The sequence below is a fragment of the Kitasatospora sp. NPDC049285 genome, from assembly GCF_040678815.1.
Taxonomy (GTDB): Bacteria; Actinomycetota; Actinomycetes; order Streptomycetales; family Streptomycetaceae; genus Kitasatospora.
On record NZ_JBFAQR010000044.1, the window covers coordinates 26,855 to 44,103 of the forward strand.

General features: G+C 72.0%; 16 protein-coding genes. 12 read left to right on the top strand and 4 right to left on the bottom strand.

What is annotated here, in order from left to right:
• Window positions 1-253: 253 nt before the first annotated feature.
• The gene (locus AB0K51_RS24520; RefSeq protein WP_363459018.1) at window positions 254-1,021 is read left to right on the top strand and encodes a GntR family transcriptional regulator; all 768 of its coding nucleotides are present in this window, start codon (window positions 254-256) and stop codon (window positions 1,019-1,021) included.
• 42 nt (window positions 1,022-1,063) lie between these two features.
• Window positions 1,064-1,498: a RidA family protein gene (locus AB0K51_RS24525; RefSeq protein WP_363459019.1), complete on the top strand. Its 435-nt coding sequence runs from the start codon at window positions 1,064-1,066 to the stop codon at window positions 1,496-1,498.
• Here AB0K51_RS24525 and AB0K51_RS24530 read toward each other — a convergent pair.
• Window positions 1,495-1,698 carry a hypothetical protein gene (locus tag AB0K51_RS24530; RefSeq protein WP_363459021.1) on the bottom strand — a complete coding sequence of 68 codons (204 nt, stop codon included), beginning with the start codon at window positions 1,696-1,698 and terminating at the stop codon, window positions 1,495-1,497. The genes AB0K51_RS24525 and AB0K51_RS24530 overlap by 4 nt on opposite strands.
• Here AB0K51_RS24530 and AB0K51_RS24535 point away from each other — a divergent pair.
• Window positions 1,691-1,957, top strand: coding sequence for an ATP-binding protein (locus AB0K51_RS24535; protein ID WP_363459023.1), 267 nt, complete (start codon window positions 1,691-1,693; stop codon window positions 1,955-1,957). The two genes, AB0K51_RS24530 and AB0K51_RS24535, sit on opposite strands and share 8 nt — an antisense overlap.
• On the opposite strand, the gene AB0K51_RS24540 is transcribed toward AB0K51_RS24535, so the two are convergent.
• Both AB0K51_RS24540 and AB0K51_RS24545 read right to left on the bottom strand, forming a co-directional pair.
• Window positions 1,954-3,531 (bottom strand): TauD/TfdA family dioxygenase, encoded by a 1,578-nt coding sequence (locus AB0K51_RS24540; protein WP_363459025.1) that lies wholly within the window; start codon window positions 3,529-3,531, stop codon window positions 1,954-1,956. The two genes, AB0K51_RS24535 and AB0K51_RS24540, sit on opposite strands and share 4 nt — an antisense overlap.
• 125 nt (window positions 3,532-3,656) lie before the next feature.
• The gene (locus AB0K51_RS24545) at window positions 3,657-4,739 is read right to left on the bottom strand and encodes an aminotransferase class V-fold PLP-dependent enzyme (RefSeq protein ID WP_363459027.1); all 1,083 of its coding nucleotides are present in this window, start codon (window positions 4,737-4,739) and stop codon (window positions 3,657-3,659) included.
• Between the two features lie 112 nt (window positions 4,740-4,851).
• On the opposite strand from AB0K51_RS24545, the gene AB0K51_RS24550 reads away from it, so the two are divergent.
• Both AB0K51_RS24550 and AB0K51_RS24555 read left to right on the top strand, forming a co-directional pair.
• The gene (locus AB0K51_RS24550; protein WP_363459029.1) at window positions 4,852-5,937 is read left to right on the top strand and encodes an amidohydrolase family protein; all 1,086 of its coding nucleotides are present in this window, start codon (window positions 4,852-4,854) and stop codon (window positions 5,935-5,937) included.
• A 35-nt stretch (window positions 5,938-5,972) separates the two neighbouring features.
• Window positions 5,973-6,650, top strand: a complete 678-nt coding sequence (locus tag AB0K51_RS24555; RefSeq protein ID WP_363459031.1) for a uracil-DNA glycosylase — start codon at window positions 5,973-5,975, stop codon at window positions 6,648-6,650.
• A 161-nt stretch (window positions 6,651-6,811) separates the two neighbouring features.
• On the opposite strand, the gene AB0K51_RS24560 is transcribed toward AB0K51_RS24555, so the two are convergent.
• Window positions 6,812-8,680 (bottom strand): RICIN domain-containing protein, encoded by a 1,869-nt coding sequence (locus AB0K51_RS24560; protein ID WP_363459032.1) that lies wholly within the window; start codon window positions 8,678-8,680, stop codon window positions 6,812-6,814.
• Between the two features lie 730 nt (window positions 8,681-9,410).
• On the opposite strand from AB0K51_RS24560, the gene AB0K51_RS24565 reads away from it, so the two are divergent.
• From AB0K51_RS24565 to glnII, 7 genes are all read left to right on the top strand, one after another.
• Complete coding sequence (locus AB0K51_RS24565) at window positions 9,411-10,394, top strand: LacI family DNA-binding transcriptional regulator (RefSeq protein ID WP_363459084.1); 984 nt, start codon at window positions 9,411-9,413, stop codon at window positions 10,392-10,394.
• Window positions 10,395-11,245: 851 nt separating this feature from the next.
• Window positions 11,246-12,373, top strand: coding sequence for an ABC transporter substrate-binding protein (locus tag AB0K51_RS24570; RefSeq protein ID WP_363459034.1), 1,128 nt, complete (start codon window positions 11,246-11,248; stop codon window positions 12,371-12,373).
• A gap of 125 nt (window positions 12,374-12,498) precedes the next feature.
• The gene (locus AB0K51_RS24575) at window positions 12,499-13,338 is read left to right on the top strand and encodes an ABC transporter ATP-binding protein (RefSeq protein WP_363459036.1); all 840 of its coding nucleotides are present in this window, start codon (window positions 12,499-12,501) and stop codon (window positions 13,336-13,338) included.
• Window positions 13,335-14,108, top strand: coding sequence for an ABC transporter permease subunit (locus tag AB0K51_RS24580; protein ID WP_363459037.1), 774 nt, complete (start codon window positions 13,335-13,337; stop codon window positions 14,106-14,108). Before AB0K51_RS24575 ends, AB0K51_RS24580 begins: the two co-directional genes overlap by 4 nt.
• The gene (locus AB0K51_RS24585; protein WP_363459038.1) at window positions 14,105-14,887 is read left to right on the top strand and encodes an ABC transporter permease subunit; all 783 of its coding nucleotides are present in this window, start codon (window positions 14,105-14,107) and stop codon (window positions 14,885-14,887) included. The genes AB0K51_RS24580 and AB0K51_RS24585 overlap by 4 nt, the downstream gene beginning before the upstream one ends.
• A 181-nt stretch (window positions 14,888-15,068) precedes the next feature.
• Window positions 15,069-16,025 carry an SCO1860 family LAETG-anchored protein gene (locus tag AB0K51_RS24590; protein ID WP_363459040.1) on the top strand — a complete coding sequence of 319 codons (957 nt, stop codon included), beginning with the start codon at window positions 15,069-15,071 and terminating at the stop codon, window positions 16,023-16,025.
• Between the two features lie 186 nt (window positions 16,026-16,211).
• Complete coding sequence (gene glnII, locus AB0K51_RS24595) at window positions 16,212-17,234, top strand: glutamine synthetase (protein WP_363459042.1); 1,023 nt, start codon at window positions 16,212-16,214, stop codon at window positions 17,232-17,234.
• The last annotated feature ends 15 nt before the right edge of the window (window positions 17,235-17,249 follow it).

The following is a 17,249-nucleotide window of genomic DNA, read 5'->3' on the forward strand; positions in this document are numbered from 1 at the left end:
GCGAGGAGTTCACGTGGCCAAGTTGGCCAGCCAACTTTCGTCGCCAGAGGTAAGTACGCCCGATTCCGGTGACGGGAAGGTGAACGGACGACTCAGTACAGGGGGCGGCTGCGGGAACGGTCGCGCCCCGGTCCGATCGTCCGATTCGCAGCGGCTACAGTCAGTGGTGTACGCGCGATCGCGCTGCGCACTCGTTCTGCACACGCTTCACCCGCTGCTCCAACTCCGCTCCAGCAAAGGGAAATCGACGCACGTGGCACTCGACCAGGACCGCGCCGCCGGCTCGCTCTACCGCAAGGTGGCGGCCGACCTGCGCGAAGCGATCACCTCCGGCTCGTTCGGGGACTCCGGTCGACTCCCGGCGGAGGGCGCCCTCGCCGAGCAGTACGGCGTCTCCCGCGGCACCGTCCGGCAGGCGCTCGCCATGCTGCGCGCCGACGGGTTGGTCACCTCCCGTCGCGGCACCCGCCGGGTGGTCCTCGGCAGCGCCCGGGTGCAGAGCTTCTCCGAACTGCTCTCCTTCACCCACTGGGCCCGCTCCATGGGCGAGGAGCCCGGCGGCCGCCTGGAGTCGCTGATCCGCCGGCCCGCCGACGCCGCCGAGCGCGAGCAACTGCGCCTGGAGCCGGGCACCGAGGTGTACGTGACGCTCCGTCTGCGCACCCTCTCCGGCACGCCGGTGATGGTCGAGCGCACCGTCTACCCGCCCCGGGTCGGCGAGGTCGTCGCCCAGCTCCCGCCGGACGTGGTCTCGCACACCGAGCCGCTGCGCGAACACGGCATCCTCTTCACCGACGCCGACCACACCATCGACGTGGTCGCCGCCAACGCCGACGACGCCCGCCTGCTCGGCTGCCGCCGCGGCAGCCCGCTGCTGCGCGAGAAGCGCCGCACCACCGACCCCACCGGCACCCCGGTCGAGTGGTCCCAGGACCGCTACCTGCCCGGCACCGTGGCCTTCTCCATCCACAACTCGCTGGCCTCCTCCGCGCTTTCGCGGCACGCCCGGGACAACGACTGAAATCCGGATGCCGGTCCGGCCGCCGGCGGTGACGATCGCGGGATGACCGACATCGGACGCACCGACATCGCAGGTACCGACATCGCACGCATCGACCCGGCCGACCTGCACCCGACGGCGGGGTACGCGCACATCACGGTGGTGCAGGCCGGGCGGACGGCCCACCTGGCCGGCCAGTGCCCGCTGGACCGCTCCGGGACGCTGGTCGGGAGCGGAGACCTGGACGCCCAGATCGACCAGGTGGTGGCCAACGCGATGACCGCGCTGGCCGCGGTCGCGGCCGGTCCGGAGCGGGTGGTCCGCTCGGTGATCTACGTGGTCGACGACCGCAGCGCCGTCCTCGCCGCCGCCTGGGACCGGCTCAACGCCTCCCCCCTCGCCCCCGCCTTCCGCACCGCCAGCACCCTGCTCGGCGTCGCAGCCCTCGGCTACACCGGACAACTGGTCGAGATCGACCTGACGGTGGCGCTGCCCTAACCGTGCGTCAGCACGGCCTCGGTCCAGCGGCGCAGCACGGTGAGCAGGGTGGACAGGCGGCGGACACCGTCGGGGAGGGCGGGGAGCAGCAGGACGGCGGGCAGGCACGCCGCGGTGACCATGACGACGGGCAGCACGGCCAGTGCCACGACGACCGGGCGCTGACAGGCCGTCAGTCCGCGGAGGACTTCGGTGGACATCACTGTGCCTTTCGCCACCGATGCCGTGGAGGTGGCGCAGGGCCCGGTCGGCCTGCGGATGATGTGGACCGACCGCCTGCTCGTCGAGGTCGCCGACGACCACGGCGAACTCCCCGCCCTGGAGACGGTCGACCCGTTCGAGGAGGAGGGGGCCGGCCGGGGCCTGCTGCTGGTCAGCAGGCTCGCCGACCGGTGGGGGGCCGAGCGTCGGACGGGTGGTCGCACGGTCTGGTTCGAACTGCGGATCCGGTCCGACTAGCTCATCAACTCCAGCAGCAGCGAACGGAATTCGGCGAAGGCGGGGGTGACGGCGGCGGGGTCCTTGGCGGCGTCGTCCAGCCGGCGGACGGCGACCGCCTCGGCGCTGTGGGGGCGGGCGGCGAAGGCGGCGGCCTCCTGCTCGGACATCGGGCCGCCCTGGAGGGCGAGGGTGTGCACGGAGGCGGGGGAGAGCTTGGCGAAGTAGTCGGGTTCGGCGGTGCAGAGGTAGCGCTTGGCCTCGACGTGCAGGCGGACGGGCTCGGTGACGGCGGTGGGGAAGTAGCGGGAGAGCCAGGTGGCGGCGGTCTCGCCGTGGCGGTTGTCGGTGCCGGCCATCAACTCCAGCCCGCTGCCGTGGAAGTGGCCGATGTCGTGGAGCAGGGCCGCGGCGACCAGCGCGGGCGGGGCGCCGGCGGCACGGGCCAGCGCGCCGGCCTGGAGCATGTGCTCGGCCATGGTGACGGCCTCGCCGAGGTACTCGCCGGCGCCCTCGCCCTCGAACAGCGCCTCCAGCTCGTCGAGGGCCGCGGTGTTGCGGCGCAGCACCGCGAGGGTGGAGGCGAGCGAGTCGAGGTCGGCGTAGCAGCCCTGGAGGTGGCGGCGGCCCTCCTGCTCGAAGGCGGTGCGGGCGTGCAGCAGGCGGGTGTTGTCGAAGATCAGGCAGTCGCCGGGGCCGAGGCGGAACTCCAGCTGGAGTTCGGGCCGCAGGGTGATCGCGGCGAAGCCGCGGTACGCGGCGTAGAAGGCGTCGAGTTCCTCGCCGGAGAGCCCGCGCAGGGTGTCGATGGACCGGTTGTTGAAGCGGACCTCGCGGATCGCACCGCGCGGGTCGAGGCCGATCATCGGCATCTCGGCGGACAGGTCGGCGTCGCGGTCGCGGTAACGGAACGGGACGGGCGTACGGGCGAGCAGCGCGAACGCCGCCGGGTCCTCCGCGCGCAGCAGGGCGGCGGCGCGGAAGCCGTCGACCAGTCCGGAGTCGCCGCCGACGGCGTCGTTGTCGAGGCAGTGCAGCAGCTGCAGGGTGGGCACCGGGTCGCGGTACGGGTTGTCGGTGTGCGGGGCGATCGCGACGCTGGTGAACGCCAGGTTGGCCGGGTCGGGCTCGACCCGGACGTCGAACAGCTCGCCGTAGTTGGTCTCCCGCACGAAGCCGAACGTCCGCGCCACGGCCAGCACCTGGCCCTCCTCGACCGGCACGCCGCGCAGGACCGCGAAGCCGGAGCGGCGCACCGCGGCCAGCACCGCGATCTTCTCCTCGGGCTCGGCCAGGTACACCGGCCAGTCCGCCTCGGGCAGGCCGCGGGAGAAGTCCGCGGCCTGCCACAGCCGCTTGGCGTGCTCGGTGCGCCCGTCGCCGTCCGGGTCCGCCTCGGCCCACCCGGTCGGGTAGAACGAGCGGTGGCCGTCGGACCAGACGACCCGCAGCCCCTGCTCCTCCTGCACCGCCTCGGTGGCCTGCAGGCCGTCCGGCAGGTCGCCGATCTGGAAGCGCTTCTGCCCGCTGCGCGGGTCGCGGCAGTCGGTGCACGGGCAGTTGTCGCGCAGCCAGTAGGGAGTGGGCACGGTCATGGCGGAGCCTCCAGAGTTGTATAGACAACTTCGCGGGAGGCTCAGCCAAATCGTCGTCCGCGTACGGCGGTTGCCCGCCAGGTGAACGGCGTGGAACCGGCCGTCGAACCCTGGATGCGGTCCGGTCAGCCCGCCTGCTCCCAGGCGGCGGTGGCCGCCGCCACCGCGGGGGCCGCGGGGGCGCCGAGGGCCTCGGCGAGGAGTTCGAGGGCGGTCAGCACGGTCTCGGCGGTGGCGGCCGGGCCGTAGTGGTTGAGCCGGAGCATCGTGGCGGCCAGCGGGCCGCCGCCGGCCTGGACGGGCAGCTGCGGGGCGTGGCGGCGGAGTTCGGCGGCCAGCTCGGCGGCGTTCAGGCCGCCGCTGGTGCGCAGGGTGGTGGCGACCGGGGCGGCGTGCTCGGCGCGGTGCACGTACGGGGCGAGGCCGGGCAGTGCGGCGGCGCCCGCGCGGGTGGCGGCGGCCGCGGCACGGTGCCGGGCGATCACCGCGTCGAGCGTCTCGGCGGCGATCGCGGTCAGGCAGGCGTCCAGCGCCAGCATCTCCAACTGGGCGGGGGCGTGAGGGAGTTGGGTTCGCCCGGCGTCGGTCCAGCGCTCCTTCCAGTCCAGCAGCGAGAGATAGGAGCGGCGCGGCGCGGCCGGGTTGGCGGCGATCCGCCGCCAGGCCCGCTCGCTCACCGACACCGCGGAGACCCCGGCCGGGCCGCCCATCGCCTTCTGCCCGCCGATCACGCACAGGTCGATGCCCCAGGCGTCGGTGAGCAGCGGCTCGGCGGCCACCGAGGCCACCGCGTCCACCATCAGCAGCGCGCCGTGCTCGCGCACCACCGCGGCGATCTCGGCGACCGGGTTGGTGTTGCCGGTGGCGGCCTCCGCGTGCACCAGCGAGACGAAGTCGATCTCCGGGTGCGCGGCGAGCGCCTCGGCGACCTGCTCGGCGCCGACCGCCTCGTCGTACGGCACCGCCAGGTCGACCACCTTCGCCCCGGCGTCCCGCAGCCAGCCGCCGAAGGTCTGTCCGTACGGGCCGGTGACGACGTTCAGCGCGGTCGAACCCGGGTGCGCGGCGCCCTTGATCGCGGCCTCCAGCGGCAGCAGCGCCTCGCCCTGGGTGACGATCACGTCCGCCCCGGTGTGCAGCAGCGCCGCCACCCTGTCCTCGATCGCGGCGAACTCGGCGGCGGTGAGCGGTGGGAGGTCGAGCAGCATGCGCAGGCCTTTCGGGACGGGAGGGTCGCCTCGACGGGAGGCGGGTCGCCGTCGAACAGTCTGCCCCAGCTCACCCGCCGCACCGGCTGCGGCGCTGGGTAAAGTGCGGGGCATGACAGACGGTGGGGTGCTGCACATCAAGGGCCGGGTGCTGGTCGGGCCCGAGGACGTCCGCGACGAACTCTGGGTGGTGGACGGGCGGGTGACCTTCCGCCGCCCCGCCGCCGAGCCGTCCGGCACGCTCACCGGCTGGGCGCTGCCCGGCCTGGTGGACGCCCACTGCCACGTCGGCCTGGACGCGCACGGCGCCGTCGACCGCGCCACCAGCGAGAAGCAGGCGCTCACCGACCGGGACGCCGGCACCCTGCTGATCCGGGACGCCGGCTCCGCCGCCGACACCCGCTGGATCGACGACCGCGACGACCTGCCGAAGATCATCCGGGCCGGCCGGCACATCGCCCGCACCCGCCGCTACATCCGCAACTACGCCCACGAGATCGAGCCCGGCGACCTCGCCGCGTACGTCACCGCGGAGGCCCGGCGCGGCGACGGCTGGGTGAAGCTGGTCGGCGACTGGATCGACCGCGGCGTCGGCGACCTCACCGCCTGCTGGCCCGCGGACTCGCTGCGCGAGGCGATCGCCGCCGCGCACGCCGAGGGCGCCCGGGTCACCGCGCACTGCTTCGCCACCGAGTCGCTGCCCGACCTGCTCGCCGCCGGCATCGACTGCGTCGAGCACGCCACCGGCCTCACCGAGGAGCTCATCCCCGAGTTCGTCGCCCGCGGCGTGGCGATCGTCCCCACCCTGGTCAACATCGCCACCTTCCCCGGCCTGGCGGACGGCGGCGAGGACAAGTTCCCGCACTGGGCCGCGCACATGCGCCGCCTGCACGCGCGCCGCTACGACACCGTCGCCGCCGCGCACGACGCCGGCATCCCGATCTACGTCGGCACCGACGCGGGCGGCTCGCTGGCCCACGGCCTGGTCGCCGAGGAGGTGCTGGAGCTCACCCGGGCCGGCCTCACGCCCGCCGAGGCGCTCTCCGCCGCCACCTGGTCCGCCCGTGCGTGGCTCGGCCGCCCCGGCCTGACCGAGGGCGCCCCCGCCGACCTGGTCCTCTACGACGCCGACCCGCGCGCCGACGTCCGGGTGCTGGCCGCGCCGACGCACGTGGTGCTGAACGGCCGGGTGCTCTGAACTCGGCGTGTCGGTGCGGCCGATAGGCTTCGGGCATGGCTGCGCGACCGTTGCACGAGATCGTTGAACCCGGCTGGGCCCAGGCGTTGGCCCCGGTGGCGGGGCGGGTCGCCTCGATGGGCGAGTTCCTGCGGGGCGAACTGGCGGCGGGGCGCACGTACCTGCCGCCGGGGCCGCAGGTGCTGCGGGCGTTCCAGCAGCCGTTCGCCGACGTCCGAGTGCTGATCGTCGGGCAGGACCCGTACCCGACGCCGGGGCACGCGGTGGGCCTGAGCTTCTCGGTGGCCCCGCAGGTGCGGCCGATCCCTGGCAGCCTGGTGAACATCTACCAGGAGTACGGCCGCGACCTGGGCTTCCCGCCGCCGTCCAACGGCGATCTCACTCCGTGGACGGCACAGGGCGTGCTGCTGCTGAACCGGGCGCTGACCACCGCTCCCGGCTCGCCCGCCGCGCACCGCGGCAAGGGCTGGGAGGAGGTCACCGAGCAGGCGATCCGCGCCCTGGTGGCGCGCGGCGGCCCGCTGGTGGCGATCCTGTGGGGCCGCGACGCCCGCAACCTGCGGCCGCTGCTCGGCCAGGTCCCGGCGGTGGAGTCGGCGCACCCCAGCCCGATGTCCGCGGACCGCGGCTTCTTCGGCTCCCGCCCGTTCAGCCGCGCCAACGACCTGCTGGTGCGGCAGGGCGCGCAGCCCGTGGACTGGCGACTGCCTTAACTGCACGGGCAACTGCCACGGCCTGCTCGTGATCCCGCTCACGCGAGGACAGGAGCGGCCTGGTGTGGGTCGTCGCACCGGCCCTGCTCCGGTCGGCTTTTGGACGGGAGGCGCGGCCCGGCGAGGTGCCGGGCCGCCCTGCGCGGTTCGGCGGACTCGTGTCAGCCGAACGTCCACTGCTGGTTGCTCTGGTTCGAGCCGCAGGCCCAGAGCTGCACCTTGGTGCCGTTCGCGGTGCCGTACCCGTTGACGTCCAGGCACAGCCCGGTCAGCACATTGGTGATCGTGCCGTTGGAGTTGACGGTCCACTGCTGGTTGGTGCCGCCGTTGCACTGCCAGATCACGGCGGCGGTGCCGTTGGCCGTGCCCTTGCCGTAGTCGTCCAGGCACATCGGGGTGGACGTGTTGGCGTAGAGGCGGAACTCCTTGGCGGAGGTGCGCGTCAAGGTCTGCGCCGTGCCGCCGTTGCAGTCCCAGATTTGGGCCTGCGTCCCGGCGGTGGTGCTGCCGTTGTTGATGTCCAGGCACTTGCCCGCGCCCACGGCGTGTAGCGCGCCGGACGACCCGCCGGTACCGCCGCCGCTCGGATGCATCTGCACCACGACCACCGAGTACGCGGGGACCGTCTGGGTGGTGCCGCTGCCAGTGGTGGACGAGGTGATCGAGGTGCTGTTCTTCAGGTAGCTGTACACGGTCGGGGCGGCCGAGGACGGCGTGAACCCGGTGTAGGAGAGAGACACCGTGGTGCTGTTGTTCGGGTCCTTGTTGATCAGCATGACGTTCACGTCGCCGTTGCCGCGGCGCACCGCGTGCGCGGAGATCAGCGAGGTGGAACTGGTGGCCTGGACCAGCGAGTCGCCGGACTGGGCCAGCTTGCTGATCATCGAGATGCCGTAGTAGGGCGCGAACGGGGTGTCCAGCGGCGGCTCGCAGGATGAGCCGCTGGCCACCACACCCCCTTCGTCGTAGTCGGTGGCACCGTCCACCGTGGTCACGTGGGAGCAGTCGCTGCCGTTGTGCATGGCCCAGACGTCGACGGTGAAGGCACCGTGCTCCGCCCAGGTCAGTATCTGGTCCGGGGCGAACAGCCCGTTCGGGGCGGTGTCCTTGTACTTGTCGGCGTTCGTCTCGGTGATGGCGATGCTCACGTTCGACGCGTTGCTGCCGGCGTACTGGTTGATCAGCGACCGCACCGTGCTGGCCATGGTCGGCGCGTTGGTCTGCGGCTTGGCGAGCAGGTCGGCTTCGCTGGTGCTGGTCGGGTAGTCGTGCACGATCACGAAATCGATCTTCGGACCGGCGATGGACAGGACCGTGTGGTTCCAGTCCTGGGTGTCACCGGGGCCGACGATGCCGTCCGGCCAGCTCCCGGGGGTGGTGAGCACCGCCCCGATCTTGATGCCGGGGTCGACCGCCTTCATCGCCGAGACGAACTGCAGGAGGTTGGTGGCGTAGGTGGTGGCGCTGTGGCTGGAGTGCTTGTCCGTCTCCCACTGCGCGCCGTACTCGCCGTTGCCGGGGATCTCGTTGCCGATCTCCCAGTACTTGACGCCGTAGCCCTTGGTGACGTTGGCGTACCGCACCCAGTCCGCCGCCTCCTGCGGCGTGCCCGACCCGTAGTCCGCAGTGATGATCGGCTGCGTGTTCGCGGCCCGTAGGGTGCCCATGAACGTGTCGAAGTCGGTGTTCGGGGCGACGAAGTGGCCGTCGGCGGTGTTGGTCTGCCAGTGGTAGACGTCGGCGTAGCTGCCGCCCGGGTAGCGCATCATCCCGATACCGGCGTTGTTGAGGAGGCCGGGGATGTCCGAGCGGTTCATGTTGGCGTCGTAGACCTGGGTGTTCAGGCCGGGGGTGGTGGACGAGTAGTTCGCCAACCAGTGGGTGCTGTCGACCGTCACCGTCGCGGAGGTGGCGGCGGCGGCCGGGGCGGCGGTGGTGAACGCGCCGACCGACAGAGTGGCGGCGGTGAGCGTCGTGGCGGCGGCCAGGGCGAGCAGGCGATCGCGCCCGGCGCGGAGTAACTGTTTCACGAAACCCTCCATCGGGGTCGTGTTCGGGTGGGGATGGGGTGCTCCCGTCTGCGGAACGGGGGTTTCCAACCGTGCGCTCAGGCACGGCAGGCGGGGTGGGGGTGGAGCCCTCATCACACGGTGGGGCGGCCCCGGGAGGTGGGGCGGAGTGGTTCAGGGGTGGGCGCGGGTCGGCTCAGGCCGAGCAGGCCGCGCCGTCGCGGCGGCTCCCGCGTCCGACGCGGCCGCACTGCCGAGTACCGAGCGTTCTGCAATTCAGCTGACTGCTCATACGGAGGCGGCCCTTCCCCTGTGAGGCGTCAAACCGTTAGGACGATTGGCGGTGAACGTATCGACCGCTCTCTCGCCAGGCAAGGGGAGAAACCAAAGCAAAAAACGCTTTCTGTTTCTGTTGACAGCCCGGACCGCCGCGTGGCAGCGGCGAAACGCTTCGCCTTCTGCTCCGGTCCCACGTGCGAGGGTCGACTGGCTGCCGCCCTATTCCGCGCCGCCGGGCAGGAAAGTTTCGGCGCCTGCGGGCGGAGAGGACTGGTACGCTGCGGGCCCGCGCCTGGTCCGGCCGTGCGGCCACCGCGAAGGTGTCGCACCCGCCGGGGCCGGGCTGTCGGGTCGCTCGGCCGGCCACGGGGGCGGCGAGGACGCGAAGGATCGGAAGGCGGCTTTGGCTGACGTCGCAGCGGAAGGACCGGCGGATGGTGGCGAACGCCCCGGGGGTGACTCCTCCAGGCCGGTGACGATCGCGTACATCGCCGAGTCGGCGGGTGTATCGGTTCCGACCGTCTCGAAGGTGCTCAACGGCAAGTCGGGAGTGTCACCGGGCACCCGTGCCCGCGTCGAGGAGCTGATCGGCCGGTACGGCTACCGCAAGCTTTCGGGGGCCAACCGCAACAACGTGGTGGAGCTGGTGTTCCGCGAGCTGGAGAGCATGTGGGCGGTGGAGATCATCCGGGGCGTGGAGCGGGTGGCCAGTAAGCACCGGGTGGGGCTGATGCTCTCGCGCCTCGGCCTGCACGACTCACCCGTTCCAGCCTGGGACGACACCGTGGCCCGCCGCCCGAACTGCGTGCTGTCGGTGGCGCAGCTCTCCGAGGCCGAGCGCGAGCAGCTCCAGGCGAAGGGCATTCCGTTCGTCGTCTTCGATCCGACCCGTGAACTGCCCGACGGCGTCCCCTTTGTGGGCGCCACCAACTGGTCCGGCGGCCGGGCCGCGACCCGCCACCTGACCGAGCTGGGCCATCGCCGCATCGCGATGATCAGCGGACCGCAGGACGTGCTGTGCTGCGTTGCCCGGTTGGACGGCTACCGCTCGGCGCTGCAGGCTGCCGGCCTGCCGGCCGATCCGGACCTCGTGGTCCACGCCAATCTGACCCGGGAGGACGGCTACGCCGCGGCGTGCGACCTGCTTTCCCGGTCCGACCGCCCCACCGCGATCTTCACCGCGAACGATCTCCTGGCACTCGGGGTCTACCGGGCCGCGCGCGAAGCCGGCCTGCGCATCCCCGAGGACCTGAGTGTGGTCGGTTTCGACGACCTGCCGGTGGTCTCCTGGGTGGACCCGCCATTGACCACCGTCCACCAGCCGCTGATCGAGATGGCCGTCGCGGCGACCGAACTGGCACTGACCCTCGGCCGCGGCGAGCCGGCACCCCAGACCGGGCTGGAGATCGCGACGACCCTCACCGTACGGGAGAGCACGGCGCCACCGAAGGACTAGCGGCTCCGCCGGACCCGGGGCCAGGAGATCCAGAGTCTCCATCAGAACCGGAACGGTTCGATCCGCGGCGAGCCAAGGGGAGTCGGGCGGTGAACACGGTGCCCTGGGCGGGGCGACGACGGTCAGCGTGCCGCTGTGGGCCTCGGTGAGCTTTCGGACCCGCAGCACGGCTGAGGACCGCTCGGACACAGGATGAAGCGAGGGCCTGACCTACCGGCGGTGGAGCAGGCCCCCGTGGTCTGTTCGGCCTGAGCCGACACCGGGCCGAGAAGTCGCAGGTGTTGGCGGGGGGATGGGCGGTCGCGGCGAGGCGTCGCCGTCGGACTGGTTCGCCGGCCGGGTGGTCCACCCTCCGACGGCTCCGCCGCCGCGATGGCTCGCCGCTCCAACACGGCTTCCGCATCCGCCAGTTCGGCAAGAACGCGCTCTGCCTCGCGTAGCGACTCCACCTGCTTCGTCGAGGCGGCCCTCCGGCCTGCAGCAACCTCGCCCGCAAGATCAAGCGCCATCAAGAGGCCGTCCTCCGCACGACCGTCGAGAAGCTGTCCAACGGCCTGACGGGTCGACGAGCACCAGCCCCGTCCGATCATCCGCAACAACAGGGCCTCCCGGGCAGCTTGTCGGCGTGGACACCCCTCCAGGCGCCAACAGACCCGGCGGCACCGGCGAGAGCACCCGCGCGGTGTGCCCTTCGCTTCTCCCGGCGACCGGTCCCGGTGGTTGCTGCCCCGACACGGCCGGGAAACACCCGTGCAATGCCGACCGCCTAGCTTCCTCGCACGATCGACGTCTACGCGTGGAGACGCGCCTGCTGAGCAGGCCGGACCCGCGAGTGAGCAAGGAGGGTTGCCGTGCAGCGGAACAGTGCTGAGCGAGCTCTGGACAGAAACCTCCCGGGCGAGTCCGGTCCGGGCCGGCGGGCGTTCCTGGCCCGGGCCGTGGGACTGGGCGGCCTGCTGGTGGCCGGCGGCCCGCTGCTCGCCGCCTGCGGCAGCAGCGGGTCGTCGTCGAGCGCCGCCGCCTCCGGCGGGCCGGCCTCGGGCAAAGCCTCGCTCGGTACTGCCGCGTTGCGCCTCGGCTGGGTCAAGAACGTGGAGTTCGCTGGCAGTTACCTCGCCGACAGCAAGGGCTACTACGCGGCTGAAGGGTTCAGCAAGGTCACGCTGATCCCCGGCGGGCCCAGCGCGCCGTCCGCCGAGGCCGACGTCAGCGGCGGCAAGGCGCTGCTCGGCCTGAGCTCGCCGGACATCACCGGCGCGGCGATCCTCAAGGGCGCCAAGCTCAAGATCGTCGCGGCGCAGTACCAGGCGAACCCGTACGCCATCCTCTCGATGGCCTCGAACCCGATCGCGTCGCCGCAGGACATGTACGGCAAGAAGATCGGTGTCCAGGCCATCAACGAGTCGATCTGGAACGCCTTCCTCAAGGCCGCGAAGCTGGACGCCTCGAAGATCACCAAGGTGCCGGTGCAGTTCGACCCCACGCCGCTGACCCAGGGGCAGGTCGACGGCTGGTTCTCCTACATCACCAACGAGCCCAACGCCCTTCGGGCCAAGGGCCTCAGCGTGGTGACCTTCGCGCTGGCCGACCACGACTACCCGATGGTCAGCTCGGTCTACGTCGCCACCGACGAGGCGATCAAGACCAAGCGCGAGGCCATCAAGGCACTGCTGCGGGCCGAGATCCGCGGTTGGAAGGACAACCTCGGCGACCCGGCCGCCGGAGCGAAGCTGGCGGCCGAAACGTACGGCAAGGACCTGGGCCTCGACGAGGCCGAGCAGGTACTGGAGTCCAAGTCGGAGAACGACCTCATCGTCACCGCCGACACCAGGAAGAACGGCATCTTCACGGTCACCGACGACCTGGTGGCGAAGAGCATCGCCACGCTCAAGATCGCGGGGGTGGACATCACGTCGGCCCAACTGTTCGACCTCTCACTGATCAACGAGATCTACCAGGCCGACCCTTCGCTCGTCTGAGCAGTCTGAGCCGTCTGAGCCGTCTGAGCCGTCTGAGCCGGCCATGCCGTCGGCCCACGTCGTCTGGGTCGTCCGAGTCGACCGGGCCGGCCGAGCTGCCCGAGCCACCCACCGCAGGAGTTCCCATGAACCACATCCCGGCACCCGCCGAAGCCGGGCGCGGCCCGGGCGCGCCGCCGGCCGACGCCCCGTCCGGACTCTCCGTGCGCGACCTGCGCAAGGAGTTCCGGATGGGCCGAGGGCGGACCACCGCGTTGGACGGTGTGGACCTGGACAGCGAGCAGGGACAGTTCCTCTCCCTGCTCGGCCCTTCCGGCTGCGGCAAGTCCACCGTGCTGCGCATTCTCGCCGGACTGGAGGACCCCTCCTCGGGCACCGCCACGGTGCACGGCGAGTCGCCCCGCACGATCCAGCAGCGCCACCAGCTCGGCATCGCCTTCCAGGACAGCGCCCTGCTGCCCTGGCGCAGCGTGGAGGCCAACGTCCGCCTGCCGTTGGAGATCGCCGGCCTGCGTCCGCAGCCCGAGCAGATCGCCGAGCTCGTCGCGCTGGTCGGCCTGACCGGCTTCGAGAAGGCCCGCCCGGCTCAGCTCTCCGGTGGGATGCGCCAACGCGTGGCGATCGCCAGGGCGTTGGTGGTCGAACCCGAGGTCCTGCTGCTGGACGAGCCGTTCGGAGCGCTCGACGACATGACCCGGCAGCGGCTCAACCTGGAACTCCAGCGGATCTGGCAGGCCCGGGCCACGACCACGCTGCTGGTCACCCACTCCATTACCGAGGCCGTGCTGCTCAGCGACGCGGTCGCGGTGATGACCCCGCGCCCGGGCAGGATCGCGGCCCGCGTGCCGATCGACCTGCCGCGCCCGCGCACCCCGGAGATGATGCGCACGCCCGAGTTCCACGCCTACCAGGACCAGCTGTCCGAACTGCTCTTCGGCGGTGCGCTCCCGGGCGACGCCACGTGAGCGCCGCGCTGGTGCGGCGCTGGGCGCCGACCGCGGGCGGGGTCGCGGCGTTGCTGGGCCTGTGGACGCTGCTCGCCCTCACCGTGCTCTCCGCCGGGGTCCCGACGCCGTGGGCGGTGGCCGCCCAACTCGGCTCCGACGGGTGGGCGTTCTACCAACCGCAGCTGCGTCAGACCGGCTCGGAGGCACTCGTCGGCTACCTGGCGGGCAACGTCCTCGCGCTCGGCTGCGCACTGCTGGTGCTGCTGGTCCCCGCGCTCGAACGGGTCGTCATGCAGCTCGCCGTGGCCTCCTACTGCATGCCGGTGATCGCCATCGGCCCGTTGCTGGCACTCACCCTCGACGGCGACCAGCCGATGGTGGTGATGGCCGGTCTCTCGGTCTTCTTCACGACCCTGATCGGCGCGCTGCTGGGCCTGCGCTCGGCCGACCCGACCAGCCTCGATCTGGTCCGCGCCTACGGCGGAGGGCGATGGCAGCAACTACGCCGGGTCCGCCTGGCCGCCGCCCTGCCCAGCACGCTGGCCGCGCTGCGGATCTCCGCGCCGGCCGCGCTGCTCGGGGCGATCATCGGCGAGTACCTGGGGCGGGTGGACAACGGCCTGGGTGTCGCCATGACGATCAGCCAGCAGCAGCTCGACATCGCGCGGACCTGGGGGATCGCGCTGGTCTCGGGAGCCGTCGCGGGACTCGGCTACCTGCTCACCGCCCTGCTCGGGCGGCTGGCCGCCCCGTGGGCCCGCGACACCACGGCAGGAGACAGCCTGTGACCGCCACCGCCGTACTCCGCCGGCTGCTCGCGGTCGTCGCCTCCGCGGCCCTGGTCCTCGCGGCCTGGTGGGCGCTGGTCACGGGCCTCAGCCTCGATCCGCTGATCGCCAAGACGCCGCTCGACGTCTGGCACTACCTCGGCACCGAACCCGACGCGGCCGCGCACCGCTCGCTGCTCGCGGACGGCCTGGCCACCACCCTGCTCGACGCAGTGGTCGGCTTCGTGGCGGGGCTGCTCGCCGCGCTGGTGGCCGCGGTGCTCTTCGTCCTGGTCAGGGCGGTTGAACGGACCTTCCTGCCGCTGGCGTTGACCGTGCGATCGGTGCCACTGGTGGCGATGACCCCGCTGATCACCCTGGTCTTCGGCCGGGGCCTGGCCGCAGCCGCCGTGGTCAGCGGGGTGGTGGTCTTCTTCCCCGCCCTGGTGACCCTCACCTTCGGCCTGCGCAGCGCCTCCCGGCAGCTGGTCGACCTCTGCCGCGCGTATGGCGCGGGGCCGTGGACGGTCACCCGCCGGGTCCTGCTGCCCAGCGCCCTGCCCGCGCTGTTCGCCGGCGCCCGGGTGGCGGTGCCCGGCGCGATGGTCGGCGCCATGCTGGTGGAGTGGCTGGCCACCGGCAAGGGGCTGGGGTACGCGATGCTCCAGGACGGGTCCACCTTCGAGTACGAGCATCTGTGGGCGGCGGTCGTGCTTCTGACCGTCACGTCGGTGGCGCTGTACTACGCGCTGGCGGCCGCGGAGGCGTCGGTGCTGCGCCGGTTCGGCGCGCGGGCCTGACGGAAGGCCTCTGCCGTCAACCTCACTCGAAGGAGTGAACTGACGCTCTGTATCACTAAAGTGACGGAGCGTTCGAACGAGACTGGCGGGAGTCGAGAGCGCGAGTCCCCTCCCCGTGCGGTGTGCGCCGGGTGAGGTCGCGGGCGCGCTCTGTCAGTCACCATGTGTGGGGGTTTCCGTCATGCCTGCTGTTCCCGTGCGTTCCTCGCGTTCCCTGCGGTCCGCCGCGGCCGTCGCGCTCGCCGCCTCCGCCCTGGCGGTGGCGCTGCCGCTGCCGACGGCGCGGGCGGCCGACGGCGGGACACCCGCGCGGCCGGGCAAAGCCAAGGCGGTGACCGCCGAACTCGACCTGGACGTCACGCTGTTGAACGCGGTGGACGTCCCCGTGAACGTGGCCCTGAACAAGGTGGAGTCCCCGGCCCAGCGGGACGCGGCGATGCTCACCGCCACCGTGGACGGCGTCGACCAGGGCCGGCCGGTCAACCTGGTGAAGGCGCAGGTCGGCAAGTCGGTGACCCGGGCCGACGAGCGGCAGGCCACCGCCTCGGTGCAACTGGTCGGCGCGGACCTGCACGTCCCCGGGCTGCCGCTGACCACGCTGCTCGGGCTGGAGGCGATGAGCGCCGAGGCCACCTGTCCGGTGGACGGGCAGCCGACCGCCGAGGTGACCGCCCCGGCCCGCCTGACGGTGCTCGGCAGGTCGGTCGCGGTCGGCCTCAACTCGCCCACCCACGTGGAGGTTCCGGCGATCGGCACGGTGGACGTCGAGTTCTCGAAGAAGACCGTCACCACCACCACCGCGGCCGCCTCCGCGCTGGAGGTGAAGGTCTCGATCAACCCGCTCAACCTCAACGTGGCCAAGGTGAACGGCACCCTGACCGTCGCCTCGGTCTCCTGCGAGAAGCCGGTCGCCGCCGTCGGGCCCGCCGCGGCGGTCTCCTCCGCCCCGCCGTCCTCCGCCCCGGCCACCGCGCAGGGCCGCGCGCTGCCGAAGGCCGCCACCGAGGAGTCGCTCGCGTACACCGGCTCCAGCGGGACCACCGCACTGGCGGCCGGCGGTGTCACCCTGCTCGTGGCGGGCGGCGCGGCGGTGTGGATGACCCGCCGCCGGCGCGCCGCGCACGCCCGGCACCGCTGATCCCACCCCCTTTCGCCCCAGTCGTCTCAGTGGCCCGCTCACATCGCGAGACGTGCACTCTCCGACCGTGAGCGTGCCACTGCGGACCGTTGGTTCACATGCGCGTTACATAGGAGGAACAACCGGGAAACGGCGACTTGCGACGCTACGCGGGCACCCACCACCCAAGCAGTGAGGTTCACCCCCATGGCAATCAAGGCCGAGTACATCTGGATCGACGGCACCAAGCCGACCGCGAAGCTCCGTTCCAAGACCCGGGTGCTGGCGAACGCGGACAAGATCCCGACCTGGGGCTTCGACGGCTCGTCGACCAACCAGGCCGAGGGCCACGCCTCGGACCGCGTGCTCGAGCCGGTGAAGGTCGTCAAGGACCCGATCCGCGGTGGGGACAACATCCTGGTGCTGTGCGAGGTCTTCGAGATCGACGGCACCCCGCACGAGACCAACACCCGCGCGCTGCTGCGCCCGGTCGCCGAGCAGTACGCCGCGCAGGAGGCGATCTTCGGCATCGAGCAGGAGTACACCTTCTTCAAGGGCTCCCGCCCGCTCGGCTTCCCGGAGGGCGGCTACCCGGCCCCGCAGGGCGGCTACTACTGCGGCGTGGGCGCCGAGGAGGTCTTCGGCCGCGAGATCGTCGAGCTGCACCTCGACCGCTGCATCGACGCCGGCCTGGCGATCTGCGGCATCAACGCCGAGGTCATGCCCGGCCAGTGGGAGTTCCAGATCGGCCCGGTCGACGCGCTGACCGTCTCCGACGACCTGTGGATCGCCCGCTACCTGCTCTACCGCACCGCCGAGGAGTTCGGCATCGACGCCACCCTGGACGCCAAGCCGGCGAGGGGCGACTGGAACGGCGCGGGCGCGCACACCAACTTCTCCACCAAGGCGATGCGCGAGGGCTACGAGGCCATCATCACCGCCTGCGAGTCGCTCGGCGCCTCCCAGGAGAAGGTCCTGGAGCACGTCAACCAGTACGGTGACGACATCCAGTCCCGCCTGACCGGCAAGCACGAGACCGCCCCGTGGAACGTCTACTCCTACGGCGTGTCCAACCGCGGCGCCTCGGTCCGCATCCCGTGGCAGGTCGAGGTGGAGCAGAAGGGCTACATCGAGGACCGTCGCCCGAACGCGAACGTCGACCCGTACGTCGTCACCCGCCTGCTGGTCAACACCTGCTGCGAGGCCCTGGAGAAGGCCGGCCAGGTCTGATCCGCGCCCCCCGGG

Excerpts from the sequence above, each read along its gene's own strand:
- AB0K51_RS24545 (WP_363459027.1), bottom strand. The coding sequence starts at position 4,739 with ATGCTGCTCGACCTCCCACCGCTCACCGCCGCCGAGTTCGCCGCGATC.
- AB0K51_RS24555 (WP_363459031.1), top strand. The coding sequence starts at position 5,973 with ATGGCTGCGCGACCGTTGCACGAGATCGTTGAACCCGGCTGGGCCCAG.
- AB0K51_RS24575 (WP_363459036.1), top strand. The coding sequence starts at position 12,499 with ATGAACCACATCCCGGCACCCGCCGAAGCCGGGCGCGGCCCGGGCGCG.
- AB0K51_RS24550 (WP_363459029.1), top strand. The coding sequence starts at position 4,852 with ATGACAGACGGTGGGGTGCTGCACATCAAGGGCCGGGTGCTGGTCGGG.
- AB0K51_RS24590 (WP_363459040.1), top strand. The coding sequence starts at position 15,069 with ATGCCTGCTGTTCCCGTGCGTTCCTCGCGTTCCCTGCGGTCCGCCGCG.
- AB0K51_RS24525 (WP_363459019.1), top strand. The coding sequence starts at position 1,064 with ATGACCGACATCGGACGCACCGACATCGCAGGTACCGACATCGCACGC.
- glnII (WP_363459042.1), top strand. The coding sequence starts at position 16,212 with ATGGCAATCAAGGCCGAGTACATCTGGATCGACGGCACCAAGCCGACC.
- AB0K51_RS24530 (WP_363459021.1), bottom strand. The coding sequence starts at position 1,698 with ATGTCCACCGAAGTCCTCCGCGGACTGACGGCCTGTCAGCGCCCGGTC.
- AB0K51_RS24540 (WP_363459025.1), bottom strand. The coding sequence starts at position 3,531 with ATGACCGTGCCCACTCCCTACTGGCTGCGCGACAACTGCCCGTGCACC.